At 58.2% G+C, this 15,645-nt stretch carries 13 protein-coding genes and 4 tRNA genes; 13 read left to right on the forward strand and 4 right to left on the reverse strand.

What is annotated here, in order from left to right:
• Nucleotides 1-11: 11 nt before the first annotated feature.
• From wecB to CWM53_RS16665, 13 genes are all read left to right on the forward strand, one after another.
• The gene (gene wecB, locus CWM53_RS16605) at nt 12-1,142 is read left to right on the forward strand and encodes a non-hydrolyzing UDP-N-acetylglucosamine 2-epimerase (RefSeq protein WP_008807966.1); all 1,131 of its coding nucleotides are present in this window, start codon (nt 12-14) and stop codon (nt 1,140-1,142) included.
• Nucleotides 1,139-2,401: a UDP-N-acetyl-D-mannosamine dehydrogenase gene (gene wecC, locus CWM53_RS16610; RefSeq protein ID WP_100730506.1), complete on the forward strand. Its 1,263-nt coding sequence runs from the start codon at nt 1,139-1,141 to the stop codon at nt 2,399-2,401. The genes wecB and wecC overlap by 4 nt, the downstream gene beginning before the upstream one ends.
• Before the next feature lie 27 nt (nt 2,402-2,428).
• Nucleotides 2,429-3,103 (forward strand): dTDP-4-amino-4,6-dideoxy-D-galactose acyltransferase, encoded by a 675-nt coding sequence (rffC, locus tag CWM53_RS16615; RefSeq protein ID WP_100730505.1) that lies wholly within the window; start codon nt 2,429-2,431, stop codon nt 3,101-3,103.
• A 4-nt stretch (nt 3,104-3,107) separates the two neighbouring features.
• Nucleotides 3,108-4,238 carry a dTDP-4-amino-4,6-dideoxygalactose transaminase gene (rffA, locus tag CWM53_RS16620; protein ID WP_074387415.1) on the forward strand — a complete coding sequence of 377 codons (1,131 nt, stop codon included), beginning with the start codon at nt 3,108-3,110 and terminating at the stop codon, nt 4,236-4,238.
• A 1-nt stretch (nt 4,239) separates the two neighbouring features.
• Complete coding sequence (wzxE, locus tag CWM53_RS16625; protein ID WP_100730504.1) at nt 4,240-5,490, forward strand: lipid III flippase WzxE; 1,251 nt, start codon at nt 4,240-4,242, stop codon at nt 5,488-5,490.
• The gene (locus CWM53_RS16630; RefSeq protein WP_100730503.1) at nt 5,487-6,563 is read left to right on the forward strand and encodes a TDP-N-acetylfucosamine:lipid II N-acetylfucosaminyltransferase; all 1,077 of its coding nucleotides are present in this window, start codon (nt 5,487-5,489) and stop codon (nt 6,561-6,563) included. Before wzxE ends, CWM53_RS16630 begins: the two co-directional genes overlap by 4 nt.
• Complete coding sequence (wzyE, locus tag CWM53_RS16635; RefSeq protein WP_061156199.1) at nt 6,560-7,906, forward strand: ECA oligosaccharide polymerase; 1,347 nt, start codon at nt 6,560-6,562, stop codon at nt 7,904-7,906. The genes CWM53_RS16630 and wzyE overlap by 4 nt, the downstream gene beginning before the upstream one ends.
• A gap of 11 nt (nt 7,907-7,917) precedes the next feature.
• A complete protein-coding gene (gene wecG / locus CWM53_RS16640) occupies nt 7,918-8,658 on the forward strand; it encodes a lipopolysaccharide N-acetylmannosaminouronosyltransferase (RefSeq protein WP_061156198.1) in 741 nt (246 codons plus the stop codon).
• A 205-nt stretch (nt 8,659-8,863) separates the two neighbouring features.
• A complete protein-coding gene (gene thrP / locus CWM53_RS16645; protein WP_074387412.1) occupies nt 8,864-10,249 on the forward strand; it encodes a bifunctional threonine/serine APC transporter ThrP in 1,386 nt (461 codons plus the stop codon).
• Nucleotides 10,250-10,351: 102 nt separating this feature from the next.
• Nucleotides 10,352-10,428 (forward strand) — tRNA-Arg (locus CWM53_RS16650).
• Between the two features lie 55 nt (nt 10,429-10,483).
• Nucleotides 10,484-10,559, forward strand: a tRNA-His gene (locus CWM53_RS16655).
• 23 nt (nt 10,560-10,582) lie between these two features.
• Nucleotides 10,583-10,669: transfer RNA gene (locus CWM53_RS16660), tRNA-Leu, on the forward strand.
• A gap of 42 nt (nt 10,670-10,711) precedes the next feature.
• Nucleotides 10,712-10,788 (forward strand) — tRNA-Pro (locus CWM53_RS16665).
• Nucleotides 10,789-11,249: 461 nt separating this feature from the next.
• Here the strand turns inward: CWM53_RS16665 and hemY are convergent.
• The 4 genes from hemY to hemC are packed head-to-tail and all read right to left on the reverse strand — an operon-like array spanning nt 11,250 to nt 15,331.
• On the reverse strand, nt 11,250-12,446 hold the full coding sequence (gene hemY, locus CWM53_RS16670) for a protoheme IX biogenesis protein HemY (RefSeq protein ID WP_100730502.1): 1,197 nt from the start codon (nt 12,444-12,446) through the stop codon (nt 11,250-11,252).
• 3 nt (nt 12,447-12,449) lie between these two features.
• Nucleotides 12,450-13,631 carry a uroporphyrinogen-III C-methyltransferase gene (gene hemX / locus CWM53_RS16675; RefSeq protein ID WP_100730501.1) on the reverse strand — a complete coding sequence of 394 codons (1,182 nt, stop codon included), beginning with the start codon at nt 13,629-13,631 and terminating at the stop codon, nt 12,450-12,452.
• Nucleotides 13,632-13,652: 21 nt separating this feature from the next.
• Entirely contained in the window at nt 13,653-14,393 is a 741-nt protein-coding gene (gene hemD, locus CWM53_RS16680) for a uroporphyrinogen-III synthase (RefSeq protein ID WP_008807954.1), read from the reverse strand.
• The gene (hemC, locus tag CWM53_RS16685) at nt 14,390-15,331 is read right to left on the reverse strand and encodes a hydroxymethylbilane synthase (RefSeq protein ID WP_061156193.1); all 942 of its coding nucleotides are present in this window, start codon (nt 15,329-15,331) and stop codon (nt 14,390-14,392) included. Before hemC ends, hemD begins: the two co-directional genes overlap by 4 nt.
• Nucleotides 15,332-15,645 lie beyond the last annotated feature (314 nt).

The raw sequence follows: 15,645 nt of genomic DNA on the forward strand, positions 1-15,645 counted from the left end.
AGAGAATCGATGTGAAAGTACTAACTGTATTTGGCACGAGGCCGGAAGCCATCAAGATGGCTCCTCTGGTCCATGCGCTGGCAAAGGATCCTCATTTTGAGGCGAAAGTATGCGTGACCGCGCAGCATCGGGAGATGCTCGATCAGGTGTTGAAACTTTTCTCTATTGTCCCGGACTACGATCTCAACATCATGAAGCCGGGGCAGGGGCTGACCGAGATCACCTGCCGCATTCTTGAGGGGCTGAAGCCGGTCCTGGAGTCGTTTAAACCCGACGTGGTGCTGGTGCATGGCGATACTACGACCACCATGGCGGCGAGCCTGGCGGCGTTTTACCAGCGGATACCGGTGGGTCACGTAGAGGCCGGCCTGCGCACCGGCGATTTAAGTTCGCCGTGGCCGGAAGAAGGCAACCGTACGTTGACCGGGCATCTGGCGACGTACCATTTCGCCCCCACGGAAACCTCGCGGCAGAATCTGCTGCGGGAAAATATTGCCGACAGTCGCATCACGGTTACCGGGAATACGGTCATTGACGCCCTGTTCTGGGTGCGGGACCGGGTTCTGGGTGATGAAGCGCTACGGGAGACCCTGCTACAGCGCTATCCTTTCATCAGTCACGGTAAAAAGATGATTCTGGTTACCGGCCACCGGCGGGAAAGCTTCGGGCTCGGCTTTGAACAGATCTGCCAGGCGCTGGCGGAGATAGCCCATACCCACCCTGAGGTGCAGATTGTCTATCCGGTTCACCTGAATCCTAACGTCAGCGAACCGGTGAACCGTATTCTTGGCCACATCGACAATGTGATGTTGATTGAACCGCAAGATTACCTGCCATTTGTCTGGCTGATGGATCGCGCCTGGCTGATCCTGACCGATTCTGGCGGCATTCAGGAAGAGGCCCCTTCTCTTGGGAAACCGGTGCTGGTTATGCGCGATATGACCGAACGTCCGGAAGCGGTGGCCGCCGGCACCGTGTGCCTGGTGGGTACCGACAGCCAGCGCATCGTGGCGGAAGTCACGCGACTGCTGCAGGATGATGCCGCATACCAGGCGATGAGCCGCGCGCATAATCCTTATGGCGATGGCGAAGCATGTCGTCGAATTTTGTCTGCACTTAAAAATAATCAGGTAACGTTATGAGTTTTTCTACCATTTCAGTGATTGGCCTTGGCTATATCGGGCTGCCAACCGCTGCCGCGTTCGCCTCCCGGCAGAAGCGGGTGGTCGGCGTTGATGTTAATCAACATGCCGTGGAGACCATTAACCGTGGAGAAATTCATATCGTGGAGCCGGATCTGGCGAGCGTGGTGAAGACCGCGGTCGAACAGGGTTATTTAAGCGCCACCACCACCCCGGTGGAGGCGGATGCCTACCTGATTGCCGTGCCGACGCCGTTTAAAGATCGTCACGAGCCGGATATGGTGTTTGTCGAATCGGCGGCCAAATCCATTGCGCCGACGTTAAAGAAAGGGTCGCTGGTTATCCTCGAGTCCACCTCGCCGGTGGGTTCGACTGAACAGATGGCCGGCTGGCTGGCGGAGATGCGCCCGGACCTCAGCTTCCCTCAGCAGGCGGGCGACGCCGCTGACGTCAATATCGCCTACTGCCCGGAGCGGGTATTGCCCGGCCAGGTGATGGTCGAGCTGATTAAAAACGACCGCGTTATTGGCGGCATGTCGCCAGTCTGCTCGGCGCGTGCCAGCGAGCTGTATAAAATCTTCCTCGAAGGCGAATGTGTGGTGACCAACTCGCGCACCGCCGAGATGTGCAAGCTGACGGAAAACAGCTTCCGCGACGTCAACATCGCCTTTGCTAACGAACTGTCGCTGATTTGCGCCGACCAGGGCATTAACGTCTGGGAACTGATCCGCCTGGCAAACCGCCATCCGCGCGTCAATATCCTGCAGCCGGGCCCGGGCGTCGGCGGCCACTGCATCGCCGTCGACCCGTGGTTTATCGTGGCGCAAAATCCACAGCAGGCGCGTCTGATCCGCACCGCTCGCGAGGTCAACGACCATAAGCCGGAATGGGTTATCGAACAGGTGAAAGCGCAGGTGGCGGACTGCCTGAATGCCACCAATAAACGGGCCAGCGAACTGACGGTCGCCTGTTTTGGCCTCGCCTTTAAGCCGAATATTGACGACCTGCGCGAAAGCCCGGCGATGGAAATTGCCGCGCAGATTGCCCGCTGGCACAGCGGCACGACGCAGGTGGTTGAGCCCAATATTCACACGCTGCCGAAGAAACTCGACGGCCTGTGTACGCTGGCGACCCTCGATGCGGCGCTGGCCAGCGCCGATGTGCTGGTGATGCTGGTCGATCATAATGAATTCAAAGCCGTTAGCGGCGATAGCGTCACCCAGGCGTATATCATCGACACCAAAGGAGTGTGGCGGTGAGAATCCTACCCTCGTCTGGTTCATACAATGCCTCTGCGCGCCAGTATTGATCCCCTGGAGTGGGAGAACCGCTTCTTTGCCGTTAACAGCTCCATCGTGCGCTTTGACGAGCGCGCGTCGCGGCTGACGTCTGAGGCGTTGGCGGGGTGGTCGCGGGTACAGGCGAAGGTGGCCGCCAGTGACACCGTCCGGTTGGACGCGCTACAGCAGCTGGGTTTTCAGCTGGTGGAAGGCGAGGTCGATCTGGCGCTACCGGTGGGCAACCCTGCTGATGCGGGCGCCGACGTCGCCGTGGAAGCGGATATTGCGCCACTACGCGAGCAGGCGGCGCAGGCCTTTGCCATGAGCCGTTTTCGCGCGCCCTGGTACGCCGACGACGCCAGCCGCCGCTTCTATGCCCAGTGGATTGAAAATGCGGTGCGCGGCACCTTCGATCATCAGTGCCTGATTTACCGCCATCCTGAGGGCGATATCCGCGCCTTTGTCTCCCTGCGCCAGCTCAACGCGACCGAGGCGCGTATTGGCCTGCTGGCCGGGCGCGGCGCCGGGGCGCAACTGATGCAGGCGGCGCAGTACTGGGCCGCCTCGCGCGGGCTTTCTACATTGCGGGTGGCGACCCAGATGGGCAACACCGCCGCGCTTAAACGTTATATTCTCAGCGGTGCTAACGTGGAAAGCACCGCCTACTGGCTATACAGGTGACCCCATGATCCCATTTAACGCGCCGCCGGTGGTTGGAACCGAGCTTGATTACATGCAGTCTGCGATGAACAGCGGCAAGCTGTGCGGCGACGGCGGTTTTACGCGCCGCTGCCAGCAGTGGATGGAGCAGCGATTTGGCACGGCAAAAGCCCTGCTGACGCCCTCCTGCACGGCTTCGCTGGAGATGGCCGCGCTGCTGCTGGATATCCAGCCCGGCGACGAAGTGATTATGCCCAGCTATACCTTTGTCTCTACCGCTAACGCCTTTGTACTGCGTGGGGCGAAAATCGTCTTCGTCGATATCCGCCGCGATACGATGAATATCGACGAAACGCTCATCGAAGCCGCCATCACCGATAAAACCCGGGCGATTGTCCCGGTGCACTATGCCGGCGTAGCCTGCGAGATGGACACCATCATGGCCATCGCCGACAAGCACAACCTGTTTGTGGTGGAAGATGCCGCGCAGGGGGTAATGTCTACCTACAAGGGACGCGCGCTGGGCACCATCGGCCATATCGGCTGCTTTAGCTTCCATGAAACCAAAAACTACACCGCTGGCGGTGAGGGCGGGGCGACGTTGATCAACGATCGCACGCTGGTGGAGCGCGCAGAGATCATTCGAGAAAAAGGCACCAACCGCAGCCAGTTCTTTCGCGGTCTGGTGGATAAATATACCTGGCGCGATATTGGCTCCAGCTATCTGATGTCCGACCTGCAGGCCGCCTATCTGTGGGCGCAGCTGGAAGCGGCGGAGCGGATCAACCAGCAGCGCCTGGTGCTGTGGCAGAACTATCACGATGCGCTGCTGCCGCTGGCGCGCGCCGGGCGTATCGAACTGCCGACGATTCCGGCCGACTGTGGGCAAAACGCGCACATGTTCTACATTAAGCTGCGCGATATCGAGGATCGCAGCAGGCTGATCGCCTGGCTGAAAGAGGCGGAGATCCTCGCGGTATTCCATTATATTCCGTTGCACAGCTGTCCGGCCGGAGAACACTTCGGCGAGTTCCACGGTGAAGACCGCTACACCACCCAGGAGAGCGAGCGCCTGGTGCGCCTGCCGCTGTTTTACAATCTCTCTCTGGTGAACCAGCGGACGGTGATTAACTCGCTGCTGAGCTATTTCTCCTGATATGTCGTTAGCAAAAGCCTCACTGTGGACGGCGGCATCGACGCTGGTCAAAATCGGCGCCGGTCTGCTGGTCGTCAAGCTGCTGGCCGTCTCGTTTGGGCCGGCGGGCGTTGGCCAGGCCGGTAACTTCCGACAACTGGTCACCGTGCTCGGCGTGCTGGCGGGTGCCGGGATATTTAACGGCGTTACGAAGCTGGTGGCTCAGCATCACGACGACCCCCTGCGCCTGAAGCGGGTGGTGGGCACTTCGTCGGCCATGGTGCTTGGCTTTTCCACGCTGCTGGCGCTGGTGTTTTTACTGGCGGCGGCGCCGATAAGTCAGGGGCTGTTCGGCCATACGCACTATCAGGGGCTGGTACGCCTGGTGGCGCTGGTGCAGATGGGGATCGCCTGGGCGAACTTCCTGCTGGCGCTGATGAAAGGCTTTCGCGATGCGGCGGGTAACGCCTTCTCGCTGATTGCCGGGAGCCTGATTGGCGTCGCGGCCTATTATGCCTGTTACGACTTCGGGGGTTACCAGGGGGCGCTGTTGGGGTTGGCGTTAGTGCCGGCGCTGGTGGTGGTCCCGGCGGGCATCATGCTCTGGCGGCGGGGTAATATTCCGCTGAGTGCCCTGCGTCCGCGCTGGGATAACGGTCTGGCGGGTCAGCTATCGAAATTTACCCTGATGGCGCTCATAACCTCGGTGACGCTGCCGGTGGCCTATGTGATGATGCGTAATCTGCTGGCGGCGCATTACGGCTGGGAAGCGGTCGGGATCTGGCAGGGGGTGAGCAGCATTTCCGATGCCTACCTGCAGTTTATTACCGCTTCCTTTAGCGTCTATCTGCTGCCGACGCTGTCGCGGCTGAGCGCCAAAACGGATATCACCCGTGAGATTGTCAAGTCGCTGAAATTCGTTCTGCCGGCGGTGGCGGCTGCGAGCCTGACGGTCTGGCTGCTGCGCGATTTTGCCATCTGGCTGCTGTTTTCCGATCGCTTTACCGCGATGCGTGACCTGTTCGCCTGGCAACTGGTGGGCGACGTCTTAAAAGTGGGCGCCTACGTTTACGGCTATCTGGTGATCGCCAAAGCGTCACTGCGTTTTTATATTCTGACGGAAATCAGCCAGTTCACACTGCTGACCGCATTCTCACACTGGCTTATTCCGGCGCACGGCGCAATTGGCGCGGCGCAGGCGTATATGGCCACTTATATTGTTTATTTCGCCCTTTGTAGTGGCGTGTTTTTACTCTGGCGTAAACGGGCATGACAGCACTGATACATGTACTGGGATCGGATATCCCGCACCACAACCAGACCGTACTGCGGTTCTTTAACGACGAACTGGCCGCCGACCCGCAGGCGCGGAGATTTTTGGTCGTCGGTGATGAGGCCAGCGTGCGTGATGGATATCCGGCACTGGACATCACCTGCTATCGAGGAAAGAAAGCGCTGGCGCAGGCAGTGATTGCCACCGCGAAAGCCAACCGCCAGCAGCGCTTTTTCTTCCACGGCCAGTTTAATACCGGGCTGTGGCTGGCGCTGTTGAGTGGCGGCATCCGCCCGTCGCAGTTTAACTGGCATATCTGGGGGGCAGATCTGTATGAAAACTCTGCCAGCCTGAAGTTTCGCCTGTTCTATCCGCTACGCCGCATGGCGCAGGGGCGAGTAGGGCGCGTTTTCGCCACCCGCGGCGATCTTAGCTGGTTCGCTAACCGCCATCCGCGGGTTCCCGGCGAACTGCTCTACTTCCCGACCCGTATGGATCCGGCGCTGAATACCCTGGCCGAGAACGCCCCGCGCGGTGATACCCTGACCATTCTGGTCGGCAACTCCGGGGATCGCAGCAATGAACATATTGCCGCGCTGAAGGCTATCCATCATCAGTTTGGCGATACGGTAAACGTCATCGTGCCGATGGGTTATCCGGCGAATAATGACGCCTATATCAACGAGGTTCGCGAAGCGGGGACGGCGCTGTTTAGCGGTGAGCATCTGCAGATCCTCAGCGAGAAGCTTGAATTTAATGATTATCTGGCGCTGCTGCGCCGCTGCGATCTGGGCTATTTTCTGTTTGCGCGCCAGCAAGGGATCGGCACCCTGTGCCTGCTGATTCAGGCGGGCATTCCCTGCGTGCTCAACCGGGAAAACCCGTTCTGGCAGGATATGACCGAGCAGCATGTGCCGGTGCTGTTCACCAGCGATACGCTGGACGTCAGCGTGGTGCGCGAAGCGCAGCGTCAGCTGGCGAGCGTGGATAAATCTACTATCGCCTTCTTCCGGCCGAACTATCTGACGGGCTGGCAGCGGGCGCTACGGTTAGCGGCGGAGGGGCAGGCATGACGTTAATGCAATTTAGCGGGCTGCTGGTGGTCTGGCTGCTGTCGACGCTGTTTATCGCCACCGCGACCTGGTTTGAATTCCGCCGGGTACGCTTCAACTTCAACGTCTTTTTCTCGTTGCTGTTTCTGCTGACCTTTTTCTTCGGCTTCCCGCTGACCAGTATTCTGGTGTTCCGCTTTGACGTCAGCGTAGCGCCGCCGGAGATTTTGCTGCAGACGCTGCTGATCGCGGTATGCTTCTACGCAGTCTACTACGTGACCTATAAAACGCGGCTGCGCCCAGCGTCACGCGAGGTTGCGCATCGCCCGCTGTTTACCATGAACCGGGTGGAAACCCATCTGGCGTGGGGAATGTTGATGGGGCTGGCGCTGCTGTGCGTCGGCATCTTCTTCGCCCACAACGGCTTTCTGCTGTTTAAGCTCAACTCCTACAGCCAGATCTTCTCTGCCGAAGTCTCCGGTGTGGCGTTGAAGCGCTTCTTCTACTTCTTTATTCCGGCGATGCTGGTGGTCTATTTTCTGCGCCAGGATTATAAGGCGTGGATCTTCTTCCTCGTCAGCACCGTCGCCTTTGGTCTGTTGACTTACGCCATCGTCGGCGGTACCCGGGCCAATATCATCATCGCTTTCGCTATTTTCCTGTTTATCGGCATTATTCGCGGCTGGATCAGCCTGTGGATGCTGGCGGCGGCGGGCGTGTTGGGCATTGTCGGCATGTTCTGGCTGGCGCTGAAGCGCTACGGGATGAACGTCAGCGGCGACGAAGCGTTTTATACTTTCCTCTATCTCACGCGCGATACTTTCTCGCCGTGGGAAAACCTGGCGCTGCTGCTGCAGAACTACGACAAGATCGATTTCCAGGGGCTGGCGCCGATGATCCGCGACTTCTACGTCTTCATCCCCAGCTGGATGTGGCACGGTCGTCCGACGATGGTGCTGAATACCGCCAACTACTTCACCTGGGAAGTGTTAAACAACCATTCGGGGCTGGCGATTTCGCCGACGCTGATTGGCTCTCTGGTGGTGATGGGCGGCGTCTGGTTTGTGCCGCTGGGCGCTGTGGCGGTAGGGTTGATTATTAAATGGTTCGACTGGCTGTATGAGTTGGGCAACCGGGAGAGCAATCGTTACAAAGCGGCTATCCTGCACAGTTTCTGTTTCGGCGCTATCTTCAACATGATAGTGCTGGCGCGCGAGGGTCTGGATTCGTTCGGCTCCCGCGTGGTGTTTTTCCTCGTGATCTTTGGTATCTGCTTGCTGGCGGCGAAATTGCTGTACTGGTTCCTGGATAGCGTGGGACTGATTCATAAGCGCGTAAAACCGCTTTCGCAACCGCAAGTCTGAGAAGGATGGACATGACTGGGACCATTTCCGCGCCGTTGTACCTGTTAAGAGGGCTGCAGCTCATAGGCTGGCGCGATATGCAGCACGCTCTGGATTATTTGTATGCCGACGGCGCGCTCCGGGAGGGAACGCTGGTGGCCATTAATGCCGAGAAAATGCTGGCCGTAGAAGATAACCCGGAGGTCCGGGCGCTGATTGAGGCGGCGGAGTTTAAGTATGCGGATGGCATCAGCGTGGTGCGTTCGCTGCGCAAAAAATACCCGCAGGCCCAGGTGTCCCGCGTCGCCGGGGCCGATCTCTGGGAAGCGTTAATGCAGCGCGCCGGCGCTGAAGGGACACCGGTGTTTCTGGTTGGCGGTAAACCTGAGGTCCTGGCGCAGACAGAATCCAGGCTGCGTCAGCACTGGCAGGTGAATATCGTTGGCAGCCAGGACGGCTATTTTGCCCCTGAGCAGCGCCAGGCATTGTTCGAACGCATTCGCGACAGCGGGGCGAAAATCGTCACCGTCGCGATGGGGTCGCCGCGCCAGGAGATCTTCATGCGCGACTGCCGGCGTCTGTACCCGCACGCGCTGTATATGGGCGTCGGCGGCACTTACGATGTCTTCACCGGACACGTCCATCGGGCGCCGAAGTTCTGGCAGGATCTGGGGCTGGAGTGGTTCTATCGCCTGCTTTTGCAGCCGAGCCGCATCAAAAGACAGTTCCGTCTACTGCGCTATTTACGTTGGCATTATACCGGCAAGCTCTGATATTCCACTGCAACCAGGCGAGTTTGCATACATATTCTGTGTAATCTCTTCACTCGCCTGATACTTTATTTGCCATTTCCTCAAAATTAATTAACCATTCGCAGGCTTCATACGCGCGGGGGAGACCTGCGCGTCGGCAAGGCTATGGTTTCAGTTAATAACAATAACCGGGAGTACCCGGAATACGGCAAACACAAGAGGATATATGACTGAGAAAAAAGCGGAACTCCAGCGTGGACTGGAGGCCCGGCATATTGAACTGATCGCCCTTGGCGGGACGATTGGCGTGGGGTTGTTTATGGGGGCGGCCAGTACGTTGAAGTGGGCTGGGCCTTCCGTGCTGCTGGCGTACATTATCGCTGGCCTGTTCGTCTTTTTCATTATGCGCTCAATGGGCGAAATGCTGTTCCTTGAGCCTGTCACTGGCTCCTTCGCGGTATATGCGCATCGCTATATGAGCCCCTTCTTCGGCTACCTGACCGCGTGGTCCTACTGGTTTATGTGGATGGCGGTGGGGATCTCGGAGATTACCGCCATCGGGGTCTATGTGCAGTTCTGGTTCCCGGAGATGGCGCAGTGGATCCCGGCGTTGATTGCCGTGGGGCTGGTGGCGCTGGCTAACCTGGCGGCAGTCCGGTTGTATGGTGAAATCGAGTTCTGGTTCGCCATGATTAAAGTCACCACCATTATCGTGATGATCGTTGTCGGGCTGGGCGTCATTTTCTTCGGCTTTGGCAACGGCGGGCACTCCATTGGTTTTGGTAATCTCACCGAACATGGTGGCTTCTTTGCCGGCGGCTGGAAGGGCTTCCTGACGGCGCTGTGCATCGTGGTCGCGTCCTATCAGGGGGTAGAGCTCATCGGCATTACCGCAGGTGAAGCGAAAAATCCGCAGGTGACCCTGCGCAGCGCGGTGGGCAAAGTGCTGTGGCGGATCCTGATTTTCTATGTGGGCGCGATTTTCGTTATCGTCACCATCTTCCCGTGGGATCAAATCGGCTCCAACGGCAGCCCGTTCGTACTGACGTTTGCCAAAATCGGTATTACCGCGGCGGCGGGAATTATCAACTTCGTGGTGCTGACGGCGGCGCTTTCCGGCTGCAACAGTGGGATGTACAGCTGTGGGCGTATGCTGTACGCCCTGGCGAAGAACCGCCAACTGCCGGCGGCGATCGGTAAGGTATCGCGCAACGGCGTTCCGGCCGTCGGCGTGGCGCTGTCGATTCTGATCCTGCTGGTGGGCTCCTGCCTGAATTACATCATTCCTAATCCGCAGCGGGTGTTTGTCTATGTCTACAGCGCCAGCGTGTTGCCAGGGATGGTGCCATGGTTTGTGATCCTGATTAGCCAGCTGCGTTTCCGCCGCGTACATCAGGCGGCAATCGCCAGCCATCCGTTCCGTTCGCTGCTGTTCCCGTGGGCCAACTATCTCACCATGGCCTTCCTGATCTGTGTGCTGGTAGGGATGGGGCTGAATGATGAAACCCGGATGTCGCTCTTTGTCGGCATTATTTTCCTGGTTGCCGTCACCCTGATTTATAAGGTGTTTGGCCTCGGAAGACAGGGGCAAGTCAATAATACGGCTGAATAACCGTCAAAACGAACAAAGCATGAGCAAACGATAATTTTCTTTTAAAAGGCACTAGACAGCGGGGTAGGAAGTCCGTATTATCCGACCCCGCAACGGCGCTAAGCGCCCGTAGCTCAGCTGGATAGAGCGCTGCCCTCCGGAGGCAGAGGTCTCAGGTTCGAATCCTGTCGGGCGCACCATTAACCCGGTGCTGGAGCTGCGGTGGTTTTAATACCGCGTAAAAGGTTTGCAGTGGTGGCTATAGCTCAGTTGGTAGAGCCCTGGATTGTGATTCCAGTTGTCGTGGGTTCGAATCCCATTAGCCACCCCATTATTTGATAGAGTTGTGAATTTGCGAAGGTGGCGGAATTGGTAGACGCGCTAGCTTCAGGTGTTAGTGTTCTTACGGACGTGGGGGTTCAAGTCCCCCCCCTCGCACCACGACTTTAACGAATTGAACTAAAAATTCAAAAAGCAGTATTTCGGCGAGTAGCGCAGCTTGGTAGCGCAACTGGTTTGGGACCAGTGGGTCGGAGGTTCGAATCCTCTCTCGCCGACCAATTTTGAACCCCGCTTCGGCGGGGTTTTTTGTTTTCTGTCACTTCCTGCCATCACTTATTTCCCTGATTTTACTGATAAAAAACTTCTCTTTGCTTAAGAATACGCGTCAGGAAAAATCTCAATTCATCACTGTGGTAGATGCAATTTCCCTGGATCCTGTGCGATAATAATCGGGTAGATGCTCATTCCATCTCTTATGTTCGCCTTTGTGCCTCATAAACTCCGGAATGATGCAGAGCCGTTCTTACGGTGCTTATCGTCCACTGACAGATGTCGCATTTATGCCTCATCAAACACCATGGACATTACGTTGAGTGAAGCACCCAATTTGTTGTCAAACAGACCTGTTTTAACGCCTGCCCTGATTTCAGCGCAGGCGTTTTTTTCTTTCAGGGATCCGTCAATGCGAAGGCGGGGAAGAAGGGGCTATCGCCCCGTAAGAGGCGATAGCAACGGCAGGTTACGGCTGAGGGTTATTCTGCAGCGTCAGCAGCAGACCATCGCGGCGCATAGTGGCCGCTTCCTCCGGCTGATGCAGGCGATCCAGGGCATCCGCCAGCCAGGCGTAATCAAAGGCATCCGGACGCTGCTTAAGCGCGGCGCGGAAGGCGATGCTGGCCTCCTGCCATTCGCCGTGCCGCATCAGCGACTGGCCCAGGGTACTCCACAGCAGTGGACGGTCGCCAACGGCTTTGATCTGCTGGCGCAGCACTTTCTCCAGCTGTTCCGGGTTATTGGTCTTCAGACGCGGGATCGGCATCACCAGACGGTCATCATACTGTTTCTTCAGACCATCAATGATAATTTGCTGCGCGGTATCGTGATCGTCGCTCTCGATGAGGCGCTCGGCCATCGCCACCTGCAGCGGCACCAGCGCCCGCGTTTTGCGGCTCTGGTTGCGCCACCATTCGCGCAGCCCTTCACTGCCGCCGTCGGCCAGCGCTTTATCCATCAGGCCAATCCAGGCCAGCTGTTCCAGCGCGGCGCGGTGCTCTTCATCGCCGACGTTAGCTTTCGCCATCGACGGAATGATGTCCAGCAGCGACTGCCAGGCGCCGGTGCGGGTGTATGCCTGTTCGGCGAGGCGCAGCACTTCCGGATGACGCGGAGTAATTTCCAGCAGCTTATCGATGCCATGGCGCGCGGCGTGATTTTCATTACGTGCCAGCTGCAGGCGAACGCGGGTGATTTCCACCGGGATCAGGTCATCGCCCGCCAGCTCGGTGGCGCGCTCCAGGTGCTGGTTAGCCCGCGCTTCATCGCCGCGCTGCTGGGCCGCTTCCGCCGCCAGCAGATAGTTCACCACCGGCTGTTCGGCGTGATCGGCATTTTTCGCCATCAGTTTTTCAACCTGTTGGTAATCACCTTCCGCCAGCTTGAGTAGCGCCTGCTCGGTTTGCTTACGCGCGCGACGGCGTTTACGGCCGACAAACCAGCCGCGCGTATGCGCCCCGGTGCGGAAAATGCGGCGCAGCAGCCATTCAATGGCGAACAGCACCACCATGGCGAGGATCAGGATGATCACCAGCCCGGTCACGCTGGTCTCGATATTGTAATCATCGGTCTGGATCAGGACGTAGCCCTGATGCCCTGCGATCATCGGGCCAAGCACGATCCCGGCGATCAACAGTGCGAAGAGTAAAAGAATTTTCAGCATGAGTTACTCTCCTTGCGGCGCAGCAGGGGCGGCCGGTGCAGCAGGCGCGGGTGAGGGCGCACTGCTCGCGGTGACGGCGGGCTGCGCCATCAGGTTGCGCACCCGGGTCTGCATCAGTTTTTCCAGCAACGCCTGGCTCTGCAGCGTTTCCGGTACCGTCATGGTAATGCTTTGCTGACTGAGTTTATCCACCTCGTCGAGGAAGGCTTTGGTGGTCGCGTCATCGGTATCGTAGTAGGCGCGTACCCAGGTCGAGACGTTATCCAGTGACTGTTTCCAGGTCTCTTCCTGATGGCGCGGCACCGCTTGCGCGGCGACCAGCAGGCGGGAGCGAATATTTTCCCGCAGGTAGATATCCTGATTCGGCGCCAGCAGCGGGACTGCCGTTTCATCACGGCGGCGCACGGTGATAAAGCTGTCCATAAAGTTCTGCCAGCTTTTCTGCAGATTGACGCGCCATTCGCTGATAGAGCTGGAGAGCTCATCGCTATCAGAATCCATCGGCGAATCGTCATCGTTATTATCGGCCAGCCGCAGGTTGTCGATTTGGTTTGCCAGCTGATTAACCTTGAGAATAATGCCGTCGTAATCCACCTGACTCACTGCGGAGAGGGTGGCGATATCATCGGTGATGGCCCGGCGGGCGCCGATCAGGCTGGGGTCGTTCATGTCGGCGAGGCTGGCGTCGGCGCTTTTCAGCAGCGCGGCGGCGGTGGTGACATCCTGATCGCTCCACAGCTTACGTCCCGCCAGCTTGACGAGGAAGTCGGCCTGGGCCAGCAGCCAGGTTTTGGCATCGCTGCCGGAGATCACGGCGACTTTCTGCTGCAACTCATCAAGCTGTTTAGTCAGGGTTTCCTGCTCGTGTTTGGCCTGGCTCAGCTGGTCGGCCTGCTGTTTGATAATGCCTTCCAGTTCGCTCTTTTGGCTATCCTGCGCTTTTTGCAGTGCCGCAAGCTGGCTTGATAACTCAGACGTGGTTGCGTTTTGCCGCGTGACCTGCTGTTTGTTCAGGCCATACAGGCCGATGCCGGCGGCTATCGCAATGGCGATAGCGATCGCACTGAGCGCCAGGCTGGTTTTGTTGCCAGCCTTGTTCTTATCATTGTTTTCTGGCTGTGGTGTGGTTTCCACGGCCTCCCTGGTCTCTTCAACCACGGCGGATTGATTTTGTTGTTCCGTCATTATGGCTTCCAATGTTGAGAGTTATTGTAATGCGCGTAGCAGCGCATCGTTGTCAGCGTTATCGGCAACCTGAATCTCCTGCCAGCCCAGTTCCCGGGCCTGAAGGGCCAGACGTTCGCTGACAACGACAAGGCGGCAGTGCAGGAGCCACTGTTCGCGATACCATTGCGGTATCAGCGACCACAGCTGCTGCAGCATCTCGCCGCTGGTGACCACCAGCGTGGTGACCCCGCGAGACTGCCAGCGCATCGCTTCTTCTGCGCCATCGTAATGTTTTGCACTACGTTGATAACATTCACAAAATGTGACCCTGGCGCCGCGTTCAGCCAGCGTGGCGCCTAAGAGTTCCCGCCCACCATTGCCGCGTAAGATCAGCGCATTTTTCCCGGCAATGTTTTGTAATTCAGGTAATTGTAGCAAGACTTCGCTAATTTCCCGATCTAACGGATAACGGATGTGCTGCCCGCTGACCGTATGCAAGGCCAGCGCCGTCGTTCGGCCAATGGCAAAATAGTGCGGAGAAGTGGGCCAGGGCAGGCCCTGCTGCTGCAGACGGGCATGGGCGAATTCCACCGCATGCTGGGATAGCGCAAACAGCAGGTCGTCGGACCCCAGATGGGCAAGATGGTCGCCCAGCACGGGAAGCTCCCGGCCAGGCGTAAATTCTATCAGCGGAAAGCTCCAGGCCACGCGTCCCATGGCCCGCAGACGGCTGACCAGCGCTTCCCCTTGCGGGAGTGGACGAGTGACCAGGATGCTCATCGTGGGGCTTCTCCATCATAAACTGCCGCGAGAATGTCGCGGGCGCCGTTATCCAGGAGCTCTTCCGCCAGCGAGATGCCGAGCGCTTCGGCCTGCTCTGCTGGCCCGCGCCGTTCGCCGCGTACCATCTGCGAACCATCCGGGGCGCCAACCAGCGCCCGCAGCCACAGTTCGCCGTTGACGAGTTCCGCATAGCTGCCAATTGGCACCTGACAACCGCCTTCGAGGCGGGTGTTCATCGCCCGTTCGGCGCGCACGCGTACCGCGGTTTCCGCATGGTTGAGGGGCGCTAACAGCGCCTGGGTCCATGCATCGTCAAGACGGCATTCGATACCCACCGCGCCCTGGCCGACGGCCGGCAGGGATTGCTCAGGCGACAGCGGTTGGCGAATTCGCGCCTCCAGTTGCAGGCGCTTCAGCCCGGCGGCGGCAAGGATAATGGCGTCATACTCGCCGTTATCGAGTTTGCCCAATCGGGTGCCAACGTTGCCGCGCAGGGAGCGGATCACCAGATCGGGGCGTTCGGCGGCGAGTTGGCACTGGCGACGTAAACTTGACGTGCCAACGATGCTGCCAGCCGGCAGTTCGTCAATTGAGGCATAGTGATTGGAAACAAACGCGTCGCGCGGATCGTCGCGCTCGCAGATGGTGACCAACCCCAGCCCCTCAGGGAATTCCACCGGGACATCTTTCATCGAATGGACGGCGATATCGGCCCGCCCTTCGAGCATGGCGAGCTCTAACTCTTTCACAAATAAGCCCTTGCCGCCCACTTTTGCCAGGGGCGTATCAAGGATGACATCACCGCGCGTGACCATCGGCACCAGCTCGACGTTCAGTCCAGGATGCGCTTGTTCCAGGCGTGCTTTAACATACTGCGCCTGCCATAGGGCAAGCGGGCTTTGCCGTGTGGCAATTTTCAAAACTTTGTCTAACATGCTTGTTACCGTCATTGTCGACCACTATCCATCCTAACATTGTTGTCTTACGGATGTTAGTTTTCACGGTTTATGTGGGAGATGGCTCCGGCCGACTCTTTTTTAACCTTTCATGCGCGTGGCGGTTGCCGGAGGCGTAGTGAGGAATTTACAGGTAATAAACGGTGCTACACTTGTATGTAGCGCATCTTTCTTTACGGTCAATGAGCAAGGTGTTAAATTGATCACGTTTTAAACCATTTGTCCGTCCGCTGCTCATCACAACCACACCGACGACGAATGGTGACGGTTTTTGTTGAAATACTGAAATCCTC

Source organism: Klebsiella sp. A-Nf5, assembly GCF_002810545.1.
Classification (GTDB): Bacteria; Pseudomonadota; Gammaproteobacteria; order Enterobacterales; family Enterobacteriaceae; genus Klebsiella; species Klebsiella variicola.

What these genes read in the sequence shown, in the direction of transcription:
- wecC (WP_100730506.1), top strand. Translation starts at nt 1,139, where the DNA reads ATGAGTTTTTCTACCATTTCAGTGATTGGCCTTGGCTATATCGGGCTG.
- rffC (WP_100730505.1), top strand. Translation starts at nt 2,429, where the DNA reads ATGCCTCTGCGCGCCAGTATTGATCCCCTGGAGTGGGAGAACCGCTTC.
- rffA (WP_074387415.1), top strand. Translation starts at nt 3,108, where the DNA reads ATGATCCCATTTAACGCGCCGCCGGTGGTTGGAACCGAGCTTGATTAC.
- wzxE (WP_100730504.1), top strand. Translation starts at nt 4,240, where the DNA reads ATGTCGTTAGCAAAAGCCTCACTGTGGACGGCGGCATCGACGCTGGTC.
- CWM53_RS16630 (WP_100730503.1), top strand. Translation starts at nt 5,487, where the DNA reads ATGACAGCACTGATACATGTACTGGGATCGGATATCCCGCACCACAAC.
- wzyE (WP_061156199.1), top strand. Translation starts at nt 6,560, where the DNA reads ATGACGTTAATGCAATTTAGCGGGCTGCTGGTGGTCTGGCTGCTGTCG.
- wecG (WP_061156198.1), top strand. Translation starts at nt 7,918, where the DNA reads ATGACTGGGACCATTTCCGCGCCGTTGTACCTGTTAAGAGGGCTGCAG.
- thrP (WP_074387412.1), top strand. Translation starts at nt 8,864, where the DNA reads ATGACTGAGAAAAAAGCGGAACTCCAGCGTGGACTGGAGGCCCGGCAT.
- hemY (WP_100730502.1), bottom strand. Translation starts at nt 12,446, where the DNA reads ATGCTGAAAATTCTTTTACTCTTCGCACTGTTGATCGCCGGGATCGTG.
- hemX (WP_100730501.1), bottom strand. Translation starts at nt 13,631, where the DNA reads ATGACGGAACAACAAAATCAATCCGCCGTGGTTGAAGAGACCAGGGAG.
- hemD (WP_008807954.1), bottom strand. Translation starts at nt 14,393, where the DNA reads ATGAGCATCCTGGTCACTCGTCCACTCCCGCAAGGGGAAGCGCTGGTC.
- hemC (WP_061156193.1), bottom strand. Translation starts at nt 15,331, where the DNA reads ATGTTAGACAAAGTTTTGAAAATTGCCACACGGCAAAGCCCGCTTGCC.